Source organism: Reticulibacter mediterranei (assembly GCF_016587455.1).
On sequence record NZ_BNJK01000001.1, the window covers coordinates 5,757,263 to 5,777,929 of the forward strand.

The 20,667-nt window shown below is 52.5% G+C and carries 19 protein-coding genes; 7 read left to right on the forward strand and 12 right to left on the reverse strand.

Going from position 1 to position 20,667, the window contains the following annotated elements; all coding sequences use genetic code 11:
- The first annotated feature begins 10 nt into the window (after nt 1-10).
- The 3 genes from K3T83_RS24880 (at nt 11) to K3T83_RS24890 (ending at nt 2,505) form a co-directional block, all read left to right on the forward strand.
- On the forward strand, nt 11-940 hold the full coding sequence (locus K3T83_RS24880; RefSeq protein ID WP_220205622.1) for a DUF4158 domain-containing protein: 930 nt from the start codon (nt 11-13) through the stop codon (nt 938-940).
- A gap of 473 nt (nt 941-1,413) precedes the next feature.
- Nucleotides 1,414-2,097, forward strand: a complete 684-nt coding sequence (locus K3T83_RS24885; protein WP_220205623.1) for a pentapeptide repeat-containing protein — start codon at nt 1,414-1,416, stop codon at nt 2,095-2,097.
- A 168-nt stretch (nt 2,098-2,265) separates the two neighbouring features.
- Nucleotides 2,266-2,505: a hypothetical protein gene (locus K3T83_RS24890; protein WP_220205624.1), complete on the forward strand. Its 240-nt coding sequence runs from the start codon at nt 2,266-2,268 to the stop codon at nt 2,503-2,505.
- Between the two features lie 2 nt (nt 2,506-2,507).
- Here the strand turns inward: K3T83_RS24890 and K3T83_RS24895 are convergent, their stop codons facing one another.
- Entirely contained in the window at nt 2,508-3,671 is a 1,164-nt protein-coding gene (locus K3T83_RS24895; RefSeq protein ID WP_236064985.1) for an outer membrane protein assembly factor BamB family protein, read from the reverse strand.
- A gap of 664 nt (nt 3,672-4,335) precedes the next feature.
- Between K3T83_RS24895 and K3T83_RS24900 the strand changes: the two genes are divergently transcribed.
- Both K3T83_RS24900 and K3T83_RS24905 read left to right on the forward strand, forming a co-directional pair.
- Nucleotides 4,336-6,525 (forward strand): Tn3 family transposase, encoded by a 2,190-nt coding sequence (locus K3T83_RS24900; protein ID WP_220205626.1) that lies wholly within the window; start codon nt 4,336-4,338, stop codon nt 6,523-6,525.
- A gap of 79 nt (nt 6,526-6,604) precedes the next feature.
- A complete protein-coding gene (locus K3T83_RS24905) occupies nt 6,605-7,321 on the forward strand; it encodes a hypothetical protein (protein WP_220205627.1) in 717 nt (238 codons plus the stop codon).
- 363 nt (nt 7,322-7,684) lie between these two features.
- Here the strand turns inward: K3T83_RS24905 and K3T83_RS24910 are convergent, their stop codons facing one another.
- From K3T83_RS24910 to K3T83_RS24945, 8 genes are all read right to left on the reverse strand, one after another.
- Nucleotides 7,685-9,253, reverse strand: a complete 1,569-nt coding sequence (locus K3T83_RS24910) for an FAD-dependent monooxygenase (RefSeq protein WP_220205628.1) — start codon at nt 9,251-9,253, stop codon at nt 7,685-7,687.
- A 457-nt stretch (nt 9,254-9,710) separates the two neighbouring features.
- On the reverse strand, nt 9,711-10,319 hold the full coding sequence (locus K3T83_RS24915) for a TetR/AcrR family transcriptional regulator (protein ID WP_220205629.1): 609 nt from the start codon (nt 10,317-10,319) through the stop codon (nt 9,711-9,713).
- A gap of 110 nt (nt 10,320-10,429) precedes the next feature.
- Nucleotides 10,430-10,606 carry a hypothetical protein gene (locus K3T83_RS24920; protein WP_220205630.1) on the reverse strand — a complete coding sequence of 59 codons (177 nt, stop codon included), beginning with the start codon at nt 10,604-10,606 and terminating at the stop codon, nt 10,430-10,432.
- A 115-nt stretch (nt 10,607-10,721) separates the two neighbouring features.
- Complete coding sequence (locus K3T83_RS24925; protein ID WP_220205631.1) at nt 10,722-10,949, reverse strand: helix-turn-helix transcriptional regulator; 228 nt, start codon at nt 10,947-10,949, stop codon at nt 10,722-10,724.
- Between the two features lie 401 nt (nt 10,950-11,350).
- Nucleotides 11,351-11,869, reverse strand: coding sequence for an NUDIX domain-containing protein (locus K3T83_RS24930; protein ID WP_220205632.1), 519 nt, complete (start codon nt 11,867-11,869; stop codon nt 11,351-11,353).
- 40 nt (nt 11,870-11,909) lie between these two features.
- A complete protein-coding gene (locus K3T83_RS24935; RefSeq protein ID WP_220205633.1) occupies nt 11,910-13,625 on the reverse strand; it encodes a peptide ABC transporter substrate-binding protein in 1,716 nt (571 codons plus the stop codon).
- Nucleotides 13,622-14,782, reverse strand: coding sequence for a hypothetical protein (locus K3T83_RS24940; RefSeq protein ID WP_220205634.1), 1,161 nt, complete (start codon nt 14,780-14,782; stop codon nt 13,622-13,624). The genes K3T83_RS24935 and K3T83_RS24940 overlap by 4 nt, the downstream gene beginning before the upstream one ends.
- Complete coding sequence (locus K3T83_RS24945; RefSeq protein ID WP_220205635.1) at nt 14,763-15,428, reverse strand: sigma-70 family RNA polymerase sigma factor; 666 nt, start codon at nt 15,426-15,428, stop codon at nt 14,763-14,765. The genes K3T83_RS24940 and K3T83_RS24945 overlap by 20 nt, the downstream gene beginning before the upstream one ends.
- Nucleotides 15,429-15,948: 520 nt before the next feature.
- Here K3T83_RS24945 and K3T83_RS24950 point away from each other — a divergent pair.
- Nucleotides 15,949-16,230 carry a Sec-independent protein translocase subunit TatA/TatB gene (locus K3T83_RS24950; RefSeq protein ID WP_220205636.1) on the forward strand — a complete coding sequence of 94 codons (282 nt, stop codon included), beginning with the start codon at nt 15,949-15,951 and terminating at the stop codon, nt 16,228-16,230.
- A 59-nt stretch (nt 16,231-16,289) separates the two neighbouring features.
- Here the strand turns inward: K3T83_RS24950 and K3T83_RS24955 are convergent, their stop codons facing one another.
- Both K3T83_RS24955 and K3T83_RS24960 read right to left on the reverse strand, forming a co-directional pair.
- A complete protein-coding gene (locus tag K3T83_RS24955; RefSeq protein WP_220205637.1) occupies nt 16,290-17,258 on the reverse strand; it encodes a WD40/YVTN/BNR-like repeat-containing protein in 969 nt (322 codons plus the stop codon).
- A gap of 108 nt (nt 17,259-17,366) precedes the next feature.
- The gene (locus tag K3T83_RS24960; protein WP_220205638.1) at nt 17,367-18,587 is read right to left on the reverse strand and encodes an acetate/propionate family kinase; all 1,221 of its coding nucleotides are present in this window, start codon (nt 18,585-18,587) and stop codon (nt 17,367-17,369) included.
- A gap of 205 nt (nt 18,588-18,792) precedes the next feature.
- Between K3T83_RS24960 and K3T83_RS24965 the strand changes: the two genes are divergently transcribed.
- On the forward strand, nt 18,793-19,698 hold the full coding sequence (locus tag K3T83_RS24965) for an alpha/beta fold hydrolase (RefSeq protein WP_220205639.1): 906 nt from the start codon (nt 18,793-18,795) through the stop codon (nt 19,696-19,698).
- Between the two features lie 133 nt (nt 19,699-19,831).
- Here the strand turns inward: K3T83_RS24965 and cobA are convergent, their stop codons facing one another.
- On the reverse strand, nt 19,832-20,665 hold the full coding sequence (cobA, locus tag K3T83_RS24970) for a uroporphyrinogen-III C-methyltransferase (RefSeq protein ID WP_220205640.1): 834 nt from the start codon (nt 20,663-20,665) through the stop codon (nt 19,832-19,834).
- Nucleotides 20,666-20,667 lie beyond the last annotated feature (2 nt).

The window sequence follows — 20,667 nt, forward strand, 5'->3', positions numbered from 1 at the left end:
AGGGGAAGAGATGAAGCGAACGTGGACATCAGAGGAGTTACTCGAACACTTTACCCTCCTATCAGACGAGTTAGATGCGGTCGGTAATAAATCGGGGGCAACACGCCTGGGATTTGCCGTTTTATTCAAATGTTTCCAATATGAAAGCCGTTTCTTGTGTTCCAGGCAAGAGGCAGCTCCTGAAGTGGTTCGCTTTCTCGCGACCCAGGTGGGCGTTGACCCGGCGCTTTTTGCGCAGTATGCCTGGGAGGGGCACACCACCCAGGCCCATCGAGCGCAGATCCGCGCGATCACGAAGGTCCGCGAATGTCGTCGCGCCGATGAAGAAGCCCTGCTCACCTGGCTCTGCACCGACATCCTTCCGCATGAACACCATCCCGAGCGCCTTCGCGAGCTGACTCGTGCCGAATGTCGAACACGTGCGATTGAGGTTCCTGATGATCTTGCCATGCTCATTGAAACAGCATTCGCTTCCTACGAAACGCAGATCTATGCGGTGGTCATGGCCCGCCTTACCCCAGAGATGCAAAGCCGCCTGGATGCTCTTCTGGTGTCTCCTCCGGTGACCGAGGGAGAAGAGGAGGAAGAACTTCCGCTGAACTTGTTACGCCTCGATCTGGGTCCAGTCGGCGTGGAAAGCGCGCTCTCGGAGATTGCCAAGCTGCGCTCGCTGCGTGCCATTGGCTTGCCAGCCGACCTGTTTCAAGGGTATACACCGAAGCTGGTGGAGCGCTTGCGGCGACGTATTACTGCTGAGTCTCCTTCCCATATTCGCCAGCATCCCCAGGCCATTCGTCTGACGCTGCTCGCTGCCCTGGTCGTTCAACGAACCCAGGAAGTGACTGACGCCCTGGTCACGCTGTTGATCCAGATTGTGCATCGTATCGGCAAACGAGCTGAGCACCGCGTTGAAGCTGTTGGTAATTGCCTTACGACATAAGTGGGTTTTGCCCTCAAACCTGGAACATTGCCCTCAATGTTGAGCACTGGTGCTTCATCAGTTGCCCAGAATGGGCTTTACAAGCCAATCACGCTCCTCAAAAAGTGTAAATGAGCGGTGGAATGGATGCAAGACTGCGCTGGTGTGAGATCAAGAGAGGACGAAAATCGAAGGATGTATACGCTCTCTTGAACCACAAAGAAAGATCCCGCGGATCTTCCAAGCAAGGAGGGCCTGAAACATTGGGTGCCCCACAGCTTTTTGCAAAGAGGGAGAAGTCGGCAAAGTCAAGGAGGGACAAGGAGACCAGCCTTGAAGAGGAAGGAAAATTGCACATCTTGCCTTGCTCGCGTAGCGGGATACCATCCTTGGGTTTCTCATTAGGAGAGGCGCATTCGTCCATGTTCTGCCCACTTGCCTTGCGGCAGATACGCCAGTATACTATAGGCAGAGAAAGCAGCAGGGAGGATGCGATGGCAAACCAGGAGCACGTTGACCGACTCCGGCTGGCAGCAGATCCCAGAAAGGTCGTGATGGAGTGGAACCTCTGGCGCACGAACCATCCGGATGAGCGACCTGATCTCGTCGGTGCCGACCTGAGCAAGATTTGGCTGAAGCGCGCCAACCTGAACCACGCCAACCTGAGCGGAGCTAATCTGAGCCATACTGACCTGGACGAGGCTGATCTGAGCTACGCCAGACTGATCCAAGCTAACTTGAGACAGGCTGCGCTCAATCGGGCCAGTCTGCGCTTTGCCAGGCTGATCCAGGCCGATCTGAGTGATGCCAACCTGAGCGGGGCTGACTTGAGCCATGCCAAACTGATCCAAGCCAAGCTTCACCGGGCTGACCTGAGCAGGGCGGGCCTGTGGAAGGCCAGCCTGGGCGAGGCTGACCTGAGTGATGCCAACCTGAGCGGGGCTGACCTGCGCCATGCCTGGCTTGGTAGCGCCAATCTGAGCGGTGCCGATCTGAATGAGGCACGCCTCGTTGAGGCCATCTTGCGGGGAGCCAATCTGGATCACGTGGTGGTGAGCAGCGCGAACTTTGAGGGAGCCGACCTGCGCGGTATTCCCTGGCTGCTGATCATGGAACTCACGCTGCAACCAAGAACGAACTTCGACAAAATTCAATGGGACCGTTTCACCAACGAATAAGGGCTTTGTTTCTCGGCTCCCGCCAAACAGCTTCTCCCTCTTTGCAAAAAGCTGTGGGGCACCCGAAACATTGTGCAACGTTTCTCGTATGGAAACAACGTTGTGCAAACAGGCGAGTGAACAAGCTCCGTGAACGGTGGCCTGGAGAGTGATGAGACATCTCAGACCGTGTTTGAGAATACGCAGAGGTGCGCCGGAACGCAAGAATTTGAGAGGGCGAGCCTCAAGCAGATGCGGTGCTACACTGAGGCTCTGGCGGCGGATGAGGCGATCTGCCTGGCTCCCAGTGATCCCGACAACTGGCGACGTAAAGCCGAGGGGTTGTGTAAGATGCATCGGGGTCGCGAGGCGCGACAGGCCGAGGCGGAAGTGGCACGTTTGAGCCGTGGGTCGCAGGGAATGCCGTAAATCTACACTGAAATAAGTTTGGACCAGAGTGCTGTCCTATCACCAATTTTTGTGGCAGATAGATTCATCTGCTTGTAATACGTTAGTGGAATGTCGCTACCTTTTATGTCTGTGACTGCCCTTGCAACCACCTGATAGATTCTCCCATCCGCTATCTGGTAATATGACCAGTATGGTGAGCCTACCGTCTGTTGAAGCTGCATTTTCCAAAGCACCTTCCCATTTGCTCGTACTGCTTCAACATATTCAGGGCCTAAACCAGAACTTACTGTTACGAAGAGGATGCCTCCTGTGCTGTCGAGGGTAACTCCCCCCATCCCTCCATCGACATGAACGCTCCAGGGGATTGTGCCGCTTTTTGCCTCTATCGCAAGCAATGTATCATCCATAGATTGCGCATAGATGATTCCATTCGCCGTAAAAAGGGAGCCGGGATGATAGTCGATGTCCTTCTTTGCTACATTCCAGAGAAGAGAGCCATTTTTCGTGTTCACTCCGTAAAGTATCCCCTGAGACTCGACACCAAGAATCCCATCAGATGTGATGATAGAATGGACCAGAGGATCTTCAGGGCCCGCAGTGATAGCATGTTGAGGCTCTCCATCTACTGTTGGTGGATGAAAGCTCCAGAGCAGTTTACCATCCTTTTCCTGCACAGCATCAATGATGCTATCTCCTGTTTTCCGCCATCTCGTGAGAAAAACTACGCCACCTGCTCTGATCGGTGATGTCGCATAAGATGACCAGAGCACTTTGCCATCACGCGCCTGGAGGACAAAGAAATTATTCTCTGCGCGTACGAACACGCGGTCCCCCTCCACTTCCACGTCTTGTACACCTCCTCTGTCTAAAGGAGCGATGGTCGTTTTCCAGATCTGCTTTCCATTGGCTGCCTCTAATGCCAGGAGCGAGGGGTCTCCACCATTCCCCGGCGAGACGGTTGCGTAAACGATCCCATTGCTAACTGCATCAGCATAGATCCACCAGGTATCTTGTGCCTCAACATGCCAGCGTTCTTGACCACTTTCCACATCTATGGCAAGAAGCGCTTTTGGTGTCTGAACATAAGCTGTTGTGGCATCAGCCACCTGCATGGAAGAGTAGGGGAAAAGGGAAGAAACGTTCGACTTTCTCCAAAGCAACGCACCAGTATCTGCACGAAACACCGCTAGAGAATTACTCTTGATAGAGTTGCTTGCATACCAGGCATAGATTCTTCCGGAGTTGAGAGTCAACCAGGGAGCAGTTGTGGAGGACCCCACTCTAGGAATGCTGGGCCCTCCCAGACACGCTGTAAGGACCAATGGAGAGACAAGCGTACCTAAGAAGAGGAAGATGAGGGAAGATGGGAGAAAGTATCTGTTCGGAATGTGCTTCATTGAGTATCCTCTTTGACCAATTCCACGACTCATAGCCGAATATGCATCTTTCCTGCTCCTCTTGTTCTACAGAGAGCCTCTATAGAGAGAGAATTGTTGTATCTCATTGTAGATGATACTCGTGCTCTTGGTCAAGGGGATTGGAGGGTCAGAAAGTAGCGGCGCGAGGGATCGAGGACACATGTCAGATGGACAGCGGGGAGTGATCCGTCGGCCATCTGGCATCGAAGCAGAATGAGCGCTCACTGAGCCGCCACGGGTGTCACCTTCTCAGAAGTTAGGATATCTCCTCTCAGAACGTTTTGTGGGAACAGAGCACAACGTTGCGTCACGTTGCTTTTTCTACGATCTTCAGGTTGGACAATGGCTTGGTTGTAGGAGAGACGAGCGTCCTGCTGGAACCTTCCCTCCGCTTACAGAGCGTGTAGAGGGACAAAGGGCGGATAGCTTCTTGCCCAAATTTACAACGACTGACCACAACAAGCCGCCTGGGGAGCCGATAGCTGCGGTGACTGGACTGAAGTCGTTCAACATTGAGGGCAATGTTCCATGTTTGAGGGCCAGATTGTCTCACTTCATAGGACATTTACCAGCTGTCTATATCAACGATCTCAAACGAGTTGCAGGAAAAACGCGCATTCTGTATAAGATCGCTGATGCCGCGCTGGAGCATCCTGATAAATCCGTTCGAGACGTGGTCTTTCCGGTCGTGAACGAACAAACCTTGCGCGACCTGGTGGCTGAATACAAAGCGCAGGGGGGAGCGTACCGGCAAAAGGTGCAAGAGGTCATGCGCTCCTCGTATCGCAATCATTATCGCCAGATTCTCCCGGCCTTGCTGGAGGTGCTCGACTTTCACTCGAACAACACCGCGTATCAGCCCGTGATTGAGGCACTTGCCGTTGTTCGCGAGTACGTGAGTAGCCGGGTCGCCTGGTATCCCCTTGAGGTCAGCCCTCCTCTTGAGGGTGTTGTTCCCGATTCCTGGGAGAACATTGTGACCGAAAAAGATAGCGCTGGGGAAACCCGTGTCAATCGCCTGACCTACGAACTGAGCGTGTTGCAAACCTTGCGCGAGCGCGTGCGGAGCAAAGAGATTTGGGTCTCGGGAGCCGCCCAATTTCGCAACCCGGAAGACGACCTTCCACGTGATTTTGACCAACATCGAGCCACCTATTACGCGGATCTCAACCTGCCCCTTTCGGCTGATGAGTTCATTGCTTCCTTAAAGACGCAGTTGACGACGGCGCTCGCCTCCTTTGAACGCTTCATGGCAAAAAAGCCGAGCGATGTGGCAATTGGCACCAAACGCGGCAAAGGCTGGATCACGCTCTCTCCGCTTCCGAAGCAACCTGAACCCAAACATCTTCCGCGCCTGAAAACGGAAATTCTGCGCCGATGGGGTGTGCTCGGCTTGCTGGATATGCTCAAAGAATCAGTCATGCTCACGGGATGCCTGAACTGTTTCCAGTCAACTGGGAGCCGTGAAGCCATCGACCCCGAATTACTGCAAAAGCGTTTATTGCTGTGCATGTATGGGATGGGAACCAATATGGGACTCAAGAGAATGGCTGGCGTTGACCCAAACATCACTGCCGAAGATTTACGCTATACGCGACGGCGCTATCTCCACAAAGAGCACATGCGCGCTGCCATCGCTCAGGTGGTCAACGCCTTGCTTCGCGCTCGGCTGGAGTCGATCTGGGGAGCGGCGACCTCTACCTGTGCCTCTGACTCCAAACGATTTTACGCGGTCGATCAGAACCTGCTGACGCAATGGCACGCACGCTATCGTGCGCCAGGCGTCCTGGTGTACTGGCATGTGGAGCGTCGCTCTGTCTGCATTTATTCGCAGTTAAAGTCTTGCACGTCCTCTGAAGTGGCTGCCATGCTGGAAGGAGTGCTTCGCCATTGTACCGATATGACGATCAAGCACCAGATGACCGATTCTCATGGTCAGAGTGAAATCGGGTTTGCTTTCAGTCATCTCCTCGGATTTCGCCTGCTGCCTCGCCTCAAGCCGATCCACTCGCAAAAATTAGCGTTGGTGGAGGCGGACACACAGGACAACTACCCACACCTCAAAGAAGCTTTGGGAAAGCCGATCAACTGGGAAGCAATAGCGCAACAATATGATATGATGGTCAAGTACGCCTCAGCTCTCAAGACAGGAACGGCGGAGGCCGATGCGTTGCTACGGCGATTTACACGTAGTAACCTTCAGCACCCCACCTATCAAGGGCTTCACGAGTTGGGCCGTGTGATCAAGACCATCTTCCTCTGCGATTATCTCAGCGATGTGCGACTCAGACAGGACATCCAGGAAGCCCTGAACGTCATTGAGCAATGGAACAGTGTGAATGGCTTCATTTTCTCCGCTCGTGGAGGGGAGCTGCTCTCCAATCGCCCGGAAGATCAAGAGATGGCGCTCCTGTGCCTGCATCTGATCCAGGTCAGCCTCGCCTTGGTCAATACCCTCCTGCTCCAGGAGGTTCTGGCTGAGGAAAAATGGAAGCAGGCCATGAAGCAGGAAGACTGGCGTGGCTTGACTCCGCTCTTTTATCAGCATGTGAACCCGTATGGACGCTTTACGCTCGATATGACTGAGCGCATTCCTCTCTCTCAAACGACCATTGCCTAAAGAGGTGATTCTTCCAAAACTGTGCCGCACTTATCTACTTTGCGGCTAGAGGGCGTCTTCCTTAACGTAGGGCCTGTTAGTGAAAACCGATCTGACAGGAGCGATCCTCACTCGCTGCTACATTTATGGCATAGCTGTCTGGGATGTAAAACTGGAAGGAGCAACACAAAATGACCTAATCATCACTCCATCTCCCGAAGCAACCATTACCATCAATAATCTCAAGCCGGAAGGAGCAACACAAAATGACTTGGTCATTACTCTCGATAATGAGCCAACCATTACCGTTGATAATCTCAAGATAGCTCAGTTTATCTACCTTCTGCTGAAGAACGCAGAAATTCGTGACGTGATCGACACGATCACCTCCAAAGTGGTCTTAGTTCTTGGTCGATTTACTCCCGAACGGAAAGCCGTGTTGGACGCGCTGAGAGAAGAGCTACGCAAACACAATTACTCGCCCGTGTTGTTTGACTTCGACCAACCAATCAGCCGTGATCTGACAGAAACCATCAGTACGCTTGCCCACCTGGCTCGGTTCATCATCGTTGATCTGACAGATCCAAGCAGCGCACCACACGAGGTCGCAACTGTGATTCCTCACACGGTCGTTCCTGTTCAGCCTGTGATTCTGAGTGGCGAGAGAGAATACAGCATGTTTCGTGATCTGAGGCAGAGATATCATTGGGTATTGCCCACCTACTCCTACGCCGATCAAACCCATTTACTTGCCACGCTCAAAGAGCATGTCATTACCCCTGCTGAGCAGAAGGCACAGGAGTTAGAAAAGTGGTAGAGATGAGATGTCACGGTTGTGCTCTTTCCTCGAATCATAGAGATTTGATCAGGAGATACAAAAGAGAGAATCATAGGCAATCGAGAGACCGTTTCAAGTTGGTGGGCGGCATCGTGTTCCTACTATCACAAAGGGTGCGCCGTATGACACGCTGCAATGAGGGCTTTCACGCTTGAGCGATTGAATGCCTGGTCTGGATCGATTTGAGTATTCTGAAGATGATACGACAGCTCAGACAGAAGAAAGCAATACAGACCAAGCGAGGGAGCGAGTGACACCTCCTCGCTCTCAGCTCAGTCTTCGCTCTTGCTTGTTCCTTCAACGGGGGAAATGGCAAGCAGATCTGCCACTTCCTGCGTCGTCTCAATCACGTGTTGCCTCTTCTGTTCCTCTGGCTGCTGTTGCCGTGTGCTCTTGCCATCCCCAGGCATCACGCAGGAAGGTCTGGAACGCTTGCTGGTTGAACTGGGGTGAAGCATAGGCGACATAGCCATCGGGCCGCAGGAAGTAGCATGCCCCGGATTGGAACCCTGCCCGCTCCACCTGCGGGGTAAAAGGGAAGCAGGTCAGAGGAAATTCGGGATGCTGGCGGGCAAAGGCTTCGATCTCAGGCGAGGCAGTTCCGTACACCTGAAGTTGAGGGCGTAAGCTCCCCAGCGCATCATAATTGCCGCCCCCCTCCTTCCAGGCTATCCAGGGCAGACGATCCCCTGCCTGCACCCTGCCCGCCTGTCCCCGGCTTATGGGGCTCTCATGATAGTGAATGCGGGTCTGTGAGATCAGGCCAAAGAAGGCTCGTGGCACCGAAGAAAACCAGGAGAAGACCGTGAAGAGGGTCGAGAGCACGAGGTTGCGCACCAGTTGCACTCCCCTCGAACGGCTGGTCATCAGAGTAAAGATGCGGTCGGTGGTCCTTACCAGCAAACGCGCAAACGCGATGCGCTCCGGTTCGTAACTTGCCAGCAGCCGCTCGTCAGCTTCCCCGTTGAGGACCGCCGCCAGTTTCCAGCCGAGGTTGGAGGCATCCATCAGTCCGGTATTCATACCCTGAGCACCCACCGGGCTATGAATATGGCCTGCGTCTCCTAAGAGGAAGACGCGACCACGACAAAACGCATCGGCGACCCGATGATGAATGTGATAGGTCGTAAACCAGTTCACCTGGCGGATCTGCATATCCGTGCATTGTTCAATCTGAGGGCGAACCTCCTCAAACGTTGGGTCTGCTTGCCCGGCCACCTCTGGGGGAAGCACGCTGATCACCCGATACTTCTCAGGACCAAGAGGAAAGACCGCATGGAGCTGGTTGTGCTCCAGCCACAGACCAATCGTATTCTTTATGCTCTTGGAGGTTCCCATGAGATCTGCGAGAAAGAAGCGCTGGGTGTAGGTTTCCCCGGGAAAATCGAGGCCGAGCAGATGGCGCACCGTGCTTTTGGCCCCATCACAGCCACAGACATACTCAACCTGCAAGGACTCCATCTCCCCGTTAGCACGCCGCAGTTGCACCGTGACCCCTTCCTGGTTCTGCTGGAGATCTACCAGTTCCGTCTGTAACATGATCTCTCCGCCGTGCTCCAGGTAGTGTTCACGCAAGAGCTGCTCCGTCTTCTCCTGGGACATCAGAAACAGGTAGGGGTAGGCACTGAGTCCTTTTCCTATCTCGCCAAGCCTGATGCCCCCGACTCTGCGTTGATTGACCAGTAGATCGAGGCCCTGTGCAGCAACTCCCTGTGCCAGGAAGCGATCAACGATGCCTAACATCCCATACGTTTCGAGGGTGCGAGCCTGGACCCCGATGGCTCGTGTCTCATGAATATTCGCATGCTCCTTTTTATCGATCACGAGCGGGCGTCTCCCCAAACGGACCAGCCAGCCAGCCAGCATCAGACCGGTCGGTCCTGAACCAACAATCAACACCTCTGCCTTCATCTGCTTTCTCCTTCCTTCTTTGCCTTCTGTCATGACTCATGGATACTGTTGCTCTCGCTTCATTGTACTCCTCTTCTCCCCGGTCATGCTTTGTGTTCTCTTCTGACTCCCTCTTCACAGGTCGATCTTCCAGCTCATCAAGAAGCCCTCAGATCTTTCCCTCAGACGCACTCGTCCAAGCATGTGGATGCGTTGTGCCCTATTAATGGGGGAGAAGATCACCTGTGCCGTCAGCGCAGGATTCTTCTGCGTCAGGAGGACGTGAGGCAGGGAGTTCAAACAACGAGATGAGTTCGGGCAGGACATCTGCTAGCCGCTTTTGGCGGTACTTGGAGGAGATCGCGTATGCTCCTTCGCTGGAACGGAATTATGTTGTTGCATCTGCACCTTCTTTCTGACTCACTTTCTGTATGAGCCACTGGTTAATTGGCTGGACAATTAATAAGGGTGATGAAAATTAACATGGCAACAGGCCGTTGAGCATTGTTGTTACGACAATATCTACAATCTGTTGCTGGCTGTACTGTAAAGCGAGTGGATCGCGCAAAACGTGGCGGCGCAACACAAAAGCCATGACGCTGCCGATAAACATTTGAGCTACTAGCATGCTGTCGGCCTGCCGCAGTTCTCCACGTTCCATGCAGGCGGCGAGATAACTGCTCAAGGAAGAGACTACTTCTCCCAGGACATTGGCAATCAATGGTGAAACAGCTTCGTTATGAATTGCTTCTGGCAGCATAACTCGTAATATCTGGACAAAATCGTCGCCCTCCACCCTTTGCAATGCCTGTTGCGTGAGCAGGCGCAGAAATGTTTCGGGTGGAAGCGCCCGCGATTCCTGGGAGAGAGCGCGGACGAGGCGGGCTGGAGAGCGCTCCTCGATCATAGCCTTGAGAACCGCTTCCTTATTCTCAAAGTAATGGTAGATCAGACCCGGAGTAATGCCCGCCTCCTGCGCAATATCTTTATTGGTGGCTCGTGTAAAGCCTTTGCGTGCGAAGGCGCGCATCGCCGCATCGAGAATTTGCTCACGTCGATCTTCGATCGTTTTTGGAGTTCTTGCCATAACACTGATCCCCTTAAAACGCATTACAATAATTAATTGACTGTTTGATTAATTATAATGCGAGAAAAAGGAAAAGTCAAGGGGATGGATGCGTGTTTTGATATGAACTGTTATCCTTTGATATTGACAAAAATAAACATGGCGATGATAGTTGTGACGATCATGACTACGATGACTGCGGGTTGAGGAAAGTGGAAGGCGATATCAAGAAAAATTGTTGCAAATAGAACGATTAGCGAGAAAAGAGAAGCGAAGGCGAGTCTGGCAGGTGGATTCAGGTGTTTCACATGTATTCTCCTAAGAACAAATTAGCAGGGCATCTATCGGGAAAAGATGCCCTTAGCAGCGTACCGGGAGGGAGCCGTTCGCCTGTGATGAGCGACGGCTGTACCGGACGTGAAGTTATGAGACAAGCTCGAAGGTTCGGACCTCAAGCACACGGGCCAATATACGAAGGTGATATGGCTCAGGATCGACGCGTCCGGCTTCGAGATGGGTAATGGTATCCCGGCGCAGGCCCGTCAAATCCGCCAGTTGTCCGAGGCTCAATCCTTTGCGCTGGCGAAGGATGCGGAGATTGGGTAAACCGCGAGATTTGCCCAACTTCACCCTGTTGGTCAATTGTTTCATGTGCCTCTCCTTTGAGGTGTGATGGTATTGCTTCTGTCGCCATTGCCAGAGAGCATTGCTTCCCACGGGGTAAGCATATGGTACTACTAACTAATACATAGCATACCCGATGAAGCAGGATGCTGTCCAGTATTACAAACTTTTTGGGCAGACGTTGCAATTTCTGGCGATGGGAACAGCAACAATATCTTTTAACGAAATAATTGTGGAATAAAGCGGAGAAGCGGTAACTATTTCGCTCATTTCCATGATTATTGTGTTAAAAGAAGTTGACAAATTTCTTTCCTGTCAACTGTTGACGTAATCTTCACTCGTACTCTTCATTAAGTAGTACGCTCTACCCTGCGATCCCGTTGCAGAGGATAGGCCAGAACTCCCAGAATTCAGAATTTAGAGCGAATTTAGAGTGCCTCTTGTTTACCTGGCCCCCATAACAGTCGATACTGATGATCGGCAAAGCGGCGATAGAACCAGGGAATGCCAGCCCCGGACTCGCCACGCAGGTAGGAAAGGACCGGTTCGCAACGGAAGCGCAGAGGATCGGCCTCCAACTGGTTCAGCGCCTCAACAAGCGGCCAGAAGCGAGCCTGGATCACGTGTCCATCAGGATCATTGCAGGCGATATCGCCGCGCCAATCCTGGATCTCAAATACATAGACGACCAACTGGTGGTTTTCTGACAGGTTATCGTACTGAGCAATATAGGCTAAATGGCCTGGATGTATAATTGTCAATCCAGTCTCTTCTCGTGTTTCGCGTGCCAGTGCCTCATGCAGTAATTCGCCCGGTTCAACACTGCCGCCGGGCAAGATCCAGACAGGCACGGGATCATACGGTTCTTGTTGCTCGATCAGGAGAAGTTCTTCATCGCGTCGGATCAGCGCAACGACTGCCTGATAAAGAGATTGTTGAGTTTGCATAGAGTACCTTCCCAGTAATGCATGCGCCAATAGTCCAGGTTTAGAGCCACCAGTCGGCGATATTCCAGGTGTTCATTGATGGATTGGCATTGAGTATGACATTATGCACGCTTGCATCAATAGTATGACTATTGATGTCAGTACACAGAGGAATAACATACATCTGGTTCGCCAATCGCTGTAGAAAGCGATGATAGGCAGCAACCCTCTCAGTAAATGCCATGCTGCTTCGTCCTTGGGCAAGCGCCTGATCGATGATTGCATCATGCACACGCCCATAGTTACCCGCTTCCGGGTGGCTGGTATCAGGGATTTGTGAGGAGTGGAAGACGTTATACTCGTCATCAGGCTCAGGACTGTTGGCATACGTAAACAATGCTAGATCAAATGCACCCGTTGCCAGTATACCACTTTTTGTATAGATGTCAAAAAATCTATTGAGAGAATAGGTCTCTATTTTTACCTGAATGCCGATAGCATACAAATAGCGTTGGATGGCCTGAGCGATAAGCAGGCGGAGAGGAGATTGTGCTGTTGTCGCCAGATGCAACGTCAACGCCTGTCCCTGTTTCGTGAGCATACCACGTACGTCAGGGTGCCAGCCCGCACGCGCCAACAATTGACGAGCGGCGACGGGATCGTAGCGGCTGGCAGCAATTGATGTATCGTAGAATAACGATGGAAGAGGTTCTACTTGCGTTGCGCGTCTGGCACAGTCAGAGGCATGGAGTGTGGTGCGTATGAGGGTACAGATATCAATTGCAAGTTGAATGGCCTGGCGCACATTGCTATCCTGTAGCAGCGGGCGCGATAGATTAAAGTCGAGGTGTTCGTACGCAGCAGTTGCTCTCGTTTGCACTTGAATCGAAGATGGTAGATGGATGAGTGCGCCCAGGTCATCGTCTCTATAGCCCAGAGAAACGCCGACCTGCCCTTGCTGCACGGCCTGAACGAGCACGCTGGTGTTTGCGTAGGTTTGATAGGTCAGGTGAGCGATGAAGGGGCCGCGAAAGCTACTTGAGTGATAATAGGCGTTGGGGATGAGTGTGTAACTTTGATTCTCGACCATGCTCTGTATCACATAGGGGCCACTGGTCACGCGGGGTGTGGAAAAGATTGCGGGTGTGTTTTGCAGATCGATAGGGGCGATTTGCTGCCAGACGTGGCGAGGAGCGGCGTAGGGGAGATACGAGAGGTAGGGGCCAAAGGGACGCTTCATATGCAGGATTACCGTGAAATCGTCCGGCGTCTCGATGTTGTTGATCTGATCGTAGCCTGAGCGAATCGTCGCCCCCGTCAATGCATTTTGGTTGAGCTGCCACCAGTATTGAAAGTCCCCGGCCAGCAGTGGTTGCCCATCGGACCAGTGCAGATCGTGACGCAGATGCATAATAATCATTTTGCCACCATCGATCACTCCACCATTTTCGGGGAGTGGTACCTCCGTTAGCTGATCGGGCAATATACGAAACTGGGCATCATAGATCACTGGTTGGCCCCAGAGCGCGTTATTGATAGCCAGATCAGCGTCGGTGCTGGAGAAGAGAGGGTTTGCTGTGGTGGGAAATGTTGCACTCCCCAGAACAAGTTTTCCGCTGGGTGAGCGAGCGGATGTAGGTGTGGCCGTATAATGGCTCAAGAGAGGAGAGCTGGTATGTTGCTCAGGAGTCGGGTTGCTGCATGCAACGGCCAGCACAAGGAGGCTGAAGAGTGCAAAGATCTGCCTCATCAGCTGGCTCAAATGCGCATGTCTCATGAAAGATGCATCGTGCTTCTCGCGGGCGTGATCGGTTTATCGGGGTCGGGAACTATCAGAATATCGCTGTCATAGATATCGCCGACGTAGGTAAACCCGAGATCGTCTGCTGATTGCTGCAAACCATCGAAGCGGCTCATATGGGCGATGCGCGACACGTCGAGCGGGGTAAGGGATGTTGCGATCTCCGCCAACACCTTGCCATCTTTGTCGATGCCATCGCGCTGGTCGCCTTGAATCCAGAATATGATGCCGTTGCGTTCGTAGATCAGTTCGACGCTGCCATTATCGACCCAGGTATGCGTTGTTTTATTAATGCTATGCCATTGACCATTCACCACCAGCCCTGGTTCTCCATTGGAGCCGATCTTAATTTGATGCGATGAGTTGATCGCGACCCCCTGCAACACTTTGCCATCACCCATCGGCTTGAGTTCCAGGATGATAATGTTGCCGGTGCCGTGTGGCTGGACGCCGGGCAGTGAGAGCGTGCAGACCAGTTGCATGATCGGGCCATCGGTCCAGACATTTTCAGAACCCTTGTAGAGATTCACGCTATCCACGCTGTAATGAGCGGGCAGATAGCTGGGCCAGTGGACCTGGAAATTCAGGTTTTGTTGCATCTCCAGCAGGCTCAAGCGAGGAGGTGAGGTCTCCTGAACTGGTGCTGGCTGTTCGGCCTGCGATTGGTGCGCTGGTGCAGGATAGGCATAGAACTGCACTACCCCGCTGTGTGGACCTGAGAGGAGATAGACCATGCCTGCCGCGAACGAATTGCTGGTGACAACCATTGTTACCAGCATAAAGAGCATGACGGCGGCTACCAGTGCAGCGAGCGAGCGCCGAACTGGATAAAGCTGAGCAAAAGCAGGTTGGGGATGGAAGAGGCGACGCTGCAATTTAAGCTGGCGAAAGACGCGCGCACGTGTTTTCAGTTCGAAGCCATGTTCCACCGGCTGAAAACGCGGGTTTTCAGGTTCTAGCAGCGTTTGAACAAAAGAGGGTGGCATCTCCTCCTTTTCAGGAGAGAAGAGGACACCCAGTTCTTGAGCAAACTCAATATCATCCTCGGAGAAATCATCAGGAAGAGCCTGATGCTGCATGGGAAGATCATCATCTGACGCATGCAGGTTGCTTTCAAATTCGCTCATACTCATATGCATGCTCCTTGAGCGCTTCGCGTAGGCTTTTTCGCGCTCGCCAGAGACGAGTGTCTACGGCGTGACGAGATAATCCCGTCTTGGCTGCCAGTTCCTCCGTACTGGCAAATTTAAAATAGCGTTGATAGATTAAATAACGTTCAAGCTCCGGCAACGTTGCCAGGGCGAGGTGCAATGCTTCGCGCCTCTCACTCTGTTCCAGTAAGTGTTCCATACTGGCTTCTGGATGTGGCGGAAGTGCGACTCTGTTGTCTCCGTCATAGCCCCAACTGGTTGATTTGCGGCTATGTGTTCCATCTGATGTGTGCCATTGGCGATCCTCATCAGCGGACTGGATACTATGTGCCTGGCGACGGCACAGTTGGCGTCTTCGGTCTAACGCAATATACTTTGCGCGCATCGTCAACCATGTGCGCAAAGTTCCTCGACCGGGGTCGAAGGTGTTAATTTCTTGCCAGACAGCTACGAAGAGATCGTTTACGCATTCCTCTGCATCTTGCAGAACGCCAACCCCGTCCAATACCAGACGAATAAAATAAAATACTTCTCTAGAATAGCGGGAAATTAGCGTTTCCAATGCATCGGGATCACGCTCATATAGCCGTTGGGCGAGGTCATCGTCTGACCAATCCTGTCGCACCATCTTCGCTCCTTGCAGACCTGTGTATATCTCTCAGTGATATGGTAAGTCGAGGCACCCTGCTTGTAGTCTCTCGTAAGCAAGACAACTTACTCCTGAAGGGAGAGATAGACATGATTACTGCTCACTCGCCATCCCTATGATACATATACGTTGTGCAGCCCGTATATCTCACATAGTTCTGACTCTCTACAATTTTGCTTAAAAGAACGGTAAATGTCAAGGTCTCTGGTGTACCTGTTCATCGGGCCATGAATATGGAAGCTGACAAATTCGTGTTTGGTATTCAAGTAATAGGAAATATATACGCACGAAAAAAGCATGAAACAGTCTGGCACCTGAGACTTGCTTTACAACAGCATATGCTGCATCGCACCCTGCGGTCACTCCAATTACGAAAACAATGTATGGAGGGAATAGATGACCTTCTTATTGTAGCACCAGATGTAGAGAATGGCGAGAGGTAAATTGTTCAGTTGCGTTCCTGGTGGACTTCTCCAATAGATTTTCTATTGGAGAAACGATGTCACAAACCAACCACCTCATGCATCTCTATATGCAGAGCAGAGTTATGATGTCTGCTGTTGACCCGCACACCATCAGTGGTGCCGTAGGGAGAAAGGATTGCCACATGTTAGGGCTGCACTGGCCTGAGTTGCTCATTATAGTCTCGCTGGGTGTTTTACTTTTTGGCTCGAAGAAGTTGCCCGAGTTGAGCCGCTCTATCGGTAAAGGTATTGTGGAATTTAAGAAAAGCGTGAGCGGGGCAAGCAGCGACGAGAAACTACCGCCCCCGAAGGAATAGTACGCTGTTTTCAATCTCGTACAGGTCAGACAGCTTGTGTATGAGAAGATCTGCTCTCGTTATTTGACCGTGCCAGCTATTGCCAGGATCTTGGGTATCTGGTCGCCTTGTATCTCCAGACAGTGCCAGTTTTCGCCTTTATCGGAACTGGCATAGATATTGCCATCGCTTAAACCCGCGTAGAGCTGCCCTGCTAGACAGGTCAGGGCATAGGGAAAGTGGATCAACGAGGAGAGGACAGGTTTCCAGGGGCCGCTCTGTTGCCAGCGATAAATTGCGGCCTGTGCATTGGGGGAGTAGTGGGCCTGGCGCGGACCTGGACAGGCCGAGATGTACCAGCAATCGGGATCGTCTGCATCGACGGCGAGTCCCCAGGTGTAGTGATGGGAGCGTCCCGCATCGAGGCGTTCCCAGGATTTGCCGCCGTCGCGACTCCATGCCGTGCCACCGCCGCCAGCTTCATAGGCTCGTCCTGCTGCCTGTGGATGCCAGGCGAGGGCGTGAACATCGCGTTGAGCATTAAAGCGATGATCCTCCCACGTTTCTCCTCCATCCTCGCTATACATTAACCCTCCAAGCTCTATGCCGACCAGCAACACCTGTGCATTGTGGGGATTGGGTGCGATCCAGCGAACGTGCGAGGTCCAGGGTCGGGGAGGGAAGCTCCAGGTTGGTGCAGAGGGAATAGCGCGCAAGGCCGCTAATTCGCGCCATGTCTCGCCTCCATCGTTGCTCTTAAACAACATGCTTGGTTCGCAACCTGCGTAGACTGTGCCATCAATGGGGCTGACGGCGAGCGAGAAGATGTTGGCTTGTGGAAGATCGAGATGGAGCCAGGTGATGCCACCGTCCGTGCTTTTCCACATGCCGTTGTCAGAGGAGCCGGCGTAGAGCGTGTTGCTCTGCTGTGGATCGAGGGCCAGACATTGGATGCCTTGACCCTGCAATTTGAGCGAAGCCGTCCAGTTCCCCAATTGTTGCTGGAGGTGCGCAAGACCATCGCCGGTTGCTACAAATAAGTTCATCATTGTGATGCCTCCTGAATCAGGTCATAATCTATCTCCTATGCGTTATTGTACTCTCTATTGCTACTACAACGAAACAAGGACATCCAGTAATTTTGTTACGATAATCTGCTAATTTTGATGGGCGATACGCCAGCACTCAAGGGCAATCTCCCAATCTTCCTCGGTGTGCACGATCAGGACACGCACCGCTGAATCGGCGGCGGCAATATCCTCGTCAACCGGGGAGGCGGCATTTTTCTCAGTGTTCAGGCTCAGGTGGAGATAGCTTAGCCCATCGCAGGCACGCTCACGCACGAGTGGAGAGTTCTCGCCAACGCCACCTGTAAAGGTCAGCACATCTATGCCGCCCAATGCTGCAACCATCATACCGATAAAGAGTCGCAGGCGATAGACATAGATATCAAGCGCGAGCATGGCTCGTTCGTTCTGCTCTTTCTCGATTGCGTGCAAAATCTGGCGTAGATCACCAGAGACGCCAGAGACCCCCTTCAAACCGGACTCTTTGTTGAGGATGCGTTCGAGCTGACCAGTATCATAGCCTTTTTGACGTTGCAGATAGAGCAGGATACTGGGGTCTATCGATCCTGAACGCGTGCCCATCATCAACCCTTCCAGCGGCGTGAAGCCCATCGTGGTATCGATGCTATATCCATGCTGAATGGCTGCTAGCGAACATCCATTGCCCAGGTGACAGTTAACCAATCGCAATGTAGAGGGGTCGCGCCCCAGAATTTGGGCGCTGCGCCGCGTGCAATATTGATGGCTGATGCCATGAAAGCCGTAGCGTCGAATGCCTTGCTCAAACCACTCATACGGACCCGGATAGGTGATGACGTGTGGCGGCATCTGGCTATGGAAACTGGTGTCAAACACGGCAATCTGCGGCTGACCCTCGAATAACTGCTCTGCTGCTTCGATTCCCTCAAGGTTAGCTGGGTTGTGCAGCGGCGCAAACTCTGCTAATTGTTGAATAGCGTCTTTGACCTCTGCGGTAACGCGCGTGCTTGTTCGATAGCGGTCACCACCATGCACGATACGATGCCCAATCATTGCGATGTCGTCTGGTTGCTCAATGACTTTCGTTGGACCGCCCCACAGCATTTGCAGCATTTTGTCGGTGATTTCGGGGCGTGATCGTGTCTCGATCTCCTCTTCGTGCTTCTGTCCGTGTCTATTTTCTATGGAAATGACGGCTTTTCCATTCGTTCTGGTCCAGTCCGCATCTCCCTTCCAGAGTGGCTCAGGTGCCTGCTCCGGTAGCGGTTCCTGTACCTCATACAGACGTATTTTCTGGCTGCTCGATCCAGCGTTTAAGACAAGTATTTTCATGTTGTTGCCAGTATTTCCTTTACTATATGCTGTGTTTAGCAGATAATGTTTCTCAGGTCTGTGGCATCGCACTCTAACTCTTCGTAGAGCCGAAGAATGCTTGCTCTTTGGCTTTGCACTCTAGCATCACATCATACTCTATCCACGTTAGACTGCAATAGAAGGTGCTGTCTTTTCATCCTTCATTGGTAAAGGTGTGATAGCTTTGTGCGAAATTCATCGCTTGACAGAAAGAGATGATGATGGTAGACTGGAAGTACAGACACCAAAACAAACCCTATCCATTATTGGCAGAGAAACGCCTGGTTTTGTTGAGCCAGGCGTTTTTTGCTATCCTGGTCTAATCACGTTTATGAAAAGCAAAAATACATACCAGATCGAATTGAAGAGCATTGAGGTTGAGGGACGGCAGATACAATATAAGATTGTGGGAGAGGGAGAGCCGATCATTCTGGTACATGGACTTTCTGCCTCTTCGCTCTGGTGGAAGCGCAATATTCCCGCCCTTTCGCCACAATACCGCCTGTATCTTGTGGACTTACCAGGGTTTGGTTCGCTAGGATATGCTCGTCATCGTTTTGTTCTCAAGCATGCTGCTACCTGGCTGCTCAAGTGGATGGAGGGCGTAGGATTACAGCAGGCGCATTTCATTGGACACTCGATGGGAGGCTATATCTGTCTCTGGATTGCCGCGCATCATCCCGAAAAGGTTTCGTCGCTTGTATTGGTATCACCTGCTATTTCGCCCAATGCCCACTCAGTTGTTGAATATCTGGTGCCGCTTGTGACCTCTGTTCGCTATTTGACACCGGCCTTCTTTCCCATCCTGGCATACGATGCCCTGCGAGCCGGGCCGCTTGCTATTATCCGAGCTGCAAGCGAACTATTAACGGTGGATGTGCGTGAGGAATTACATATGCTTATTGCGCCGATATTGCTGGTATGGGGCGAACATGATACGTTGGTTCCGCTTTCTATAGGCTATCATATGCGCGATGAAATGAGACATGCCCGCTTCCTGCTCCTCAAGCGGGCCGGGCATGTTAGCATGTTCGATCAGTATCAGCAGTTTAATGCCGCCGTGCTGGAATTTTTGCACTCCTGCCGCTGATGTTCTGAGAAAAAAACATCCACTACAACATTGTAGTGGATGTGATCAGGAAAGATGGGCCTTCTGCTGCGTGGTAGGGACACAGAGAGAGGGTCAGCAGAGAAACCCGTCAGCCACAACGTCTGGTAGTATGCTAGACTTCTTGCTGGCGTAACAGGGTGCTGGCATTTCTCAGTGTCTCACTGAGCGAGACAACATTGCCAATTACTGTCAGCGCGGGCGATGTTAGGCCTTCTTCTCTGGCGCGTTGAGCAATATTCTCGACAGTTCCGGTGACGATGCGCTGGTTTTCCGTTGTACCTTCTTGAATAAGGGCGGCTGGCGTGTCCGCAGACAGTCCACCCTCGATCAAATGTCTGGTAAAATTGGGGAGGGCGGTAACGCCCATCAGGACCACCAGCGTTCCACCCAGGGCTGCCAGTGCCGCCCAGTTGACGGCCTGCTCTTTGTCATGACAGCCCTCGTGCCCTGTAACAAACGTGACTGACGAGGCATGGTCGCGATGTGTGACGGGAATACCTGCATAGGCCGGGACAGCTACAGCCGAACTCACACCCGGCACCACCTCGAAGGGAACGCCAGCCTCCGCCAGCGCCTCCGCTTCTTCGCCACCGCGTCCGAAAATGTAGGGATCGCCACCCTTCAGACGTGCCACTGTACAGCCCTGGCGAGCATAGGTGATCAGGAGAGTATTGATATCTTCCTGGGGTAAGCTGTGATTCTTCGGTCCTTTGCCTACATACATCAGCGCAGCCCCTGGACGTGTCTCCTCCAGAAGCAGCGGACTGATCAGGCGGTCGTAAAGGACGACATCAGCATCACGCAGACAGCGCAACCCCTTCACGGTCATCAGTTCGGGATCACCCGGACCGGCACCGATCAGATAGACTTTGCCGCGTCGTGGCTTTTCATAGAGGTCGTGGAAGTCCTCTATTGTGGTGTAGTGTTGTTCATTTTGTAGTGTCATTG

Bases quoted from the DNA above. Each gene is read 5' to 3' on its own strand.
- K3T83_RS24910 (WP_220205628.1), bottom strand. From the start codon at position 9,253: ATGAAGGCAGAGGTGTTGATTGTTGGTTCAGGACCGACCGGTCTGATG.
- K3T83_RS24945 (WP_220205635.1), bottom strand. From the start codon at position 15,428: ATGGTGCGACAGGATTGGTCAGACGATGACCTCGCCCAACGGCTATAT.
- K3T83_RS24930 (WP_220205632.1), bottom strand. From the start codon at position 11,869: ATGCAAACTCAACAATCTCTTTATCAGGCAGTCGTTGCGCTGATCCGA.
- K3T83_RS24940 (WP_220205634.1), bottom strand. From the start codon at position 14,782: ATGAGTATGAGCGAATTTGAAAGCAACCTGCATGCGTCAGATGATGAT.
- cobA (WP_220205640.1), bottom strand. From the start codon at position 20,665: ATGACACTACAAAATGAACAACACTACACCACAATAGAGGACTTCCAC.
- K3T83_RS24925 (WP_220205631.1), bottom strand. From the start codon at position 10,949: ATGAAACAATTGACCAACAGGGTGAAGTTGGGCAAATCTCGCGGTTTA.
- K3T83_RS24955 (WP_220205637.1), bottom strand. From the start codon at position 17,258: ATGATGAACTTATTTGTAGCAACCGGCGATGGTCTTGCGCACCTCCAG.
- K3T83_RS24885 (WP_220205623.1), top strand. From the start codon at position 1,414: ATGGCAAACCAGGAGCACGTTGACCGACTCCGGCTGGCAGCAGATCCC.
- K3T83_RS24880 (WP_220205622.1), top strand. From the start codon at position 11: ATGAAGCGAACGTGGACATCAGAGGAGTTACTCGAACACTTTACCCTC.
- K3T83_RS24935 (WP_220205633.1), bottom strand. From the start codon at position 13,625: ATGAGACATGCGCATTTGAGCCAGCTGATGAGGCAGATCTTTGCACTC.
- K3T83_RS24950 (WP_220205636.1), top strand. From the start codon at position 15,949: ATGTCACAAACCAACCACCTCATGCATCTCTATATGCAGAGCAGAGTT.
- K3T83_RS24960 (WP_220205638.1), bottom strand. From the start codon at position 18,587: ATGAAAATACTTGTCTTAAACGCTGGATCGAGCAGCCAGAAAATACGT.
- K3T83_RS24915 (WP_220205629.1), bottom strand. From the start codon at position 10,319: ATGGCAAGAACTCCAAAAACGATCGAAGATCGACGTGAGCAAATTCTC.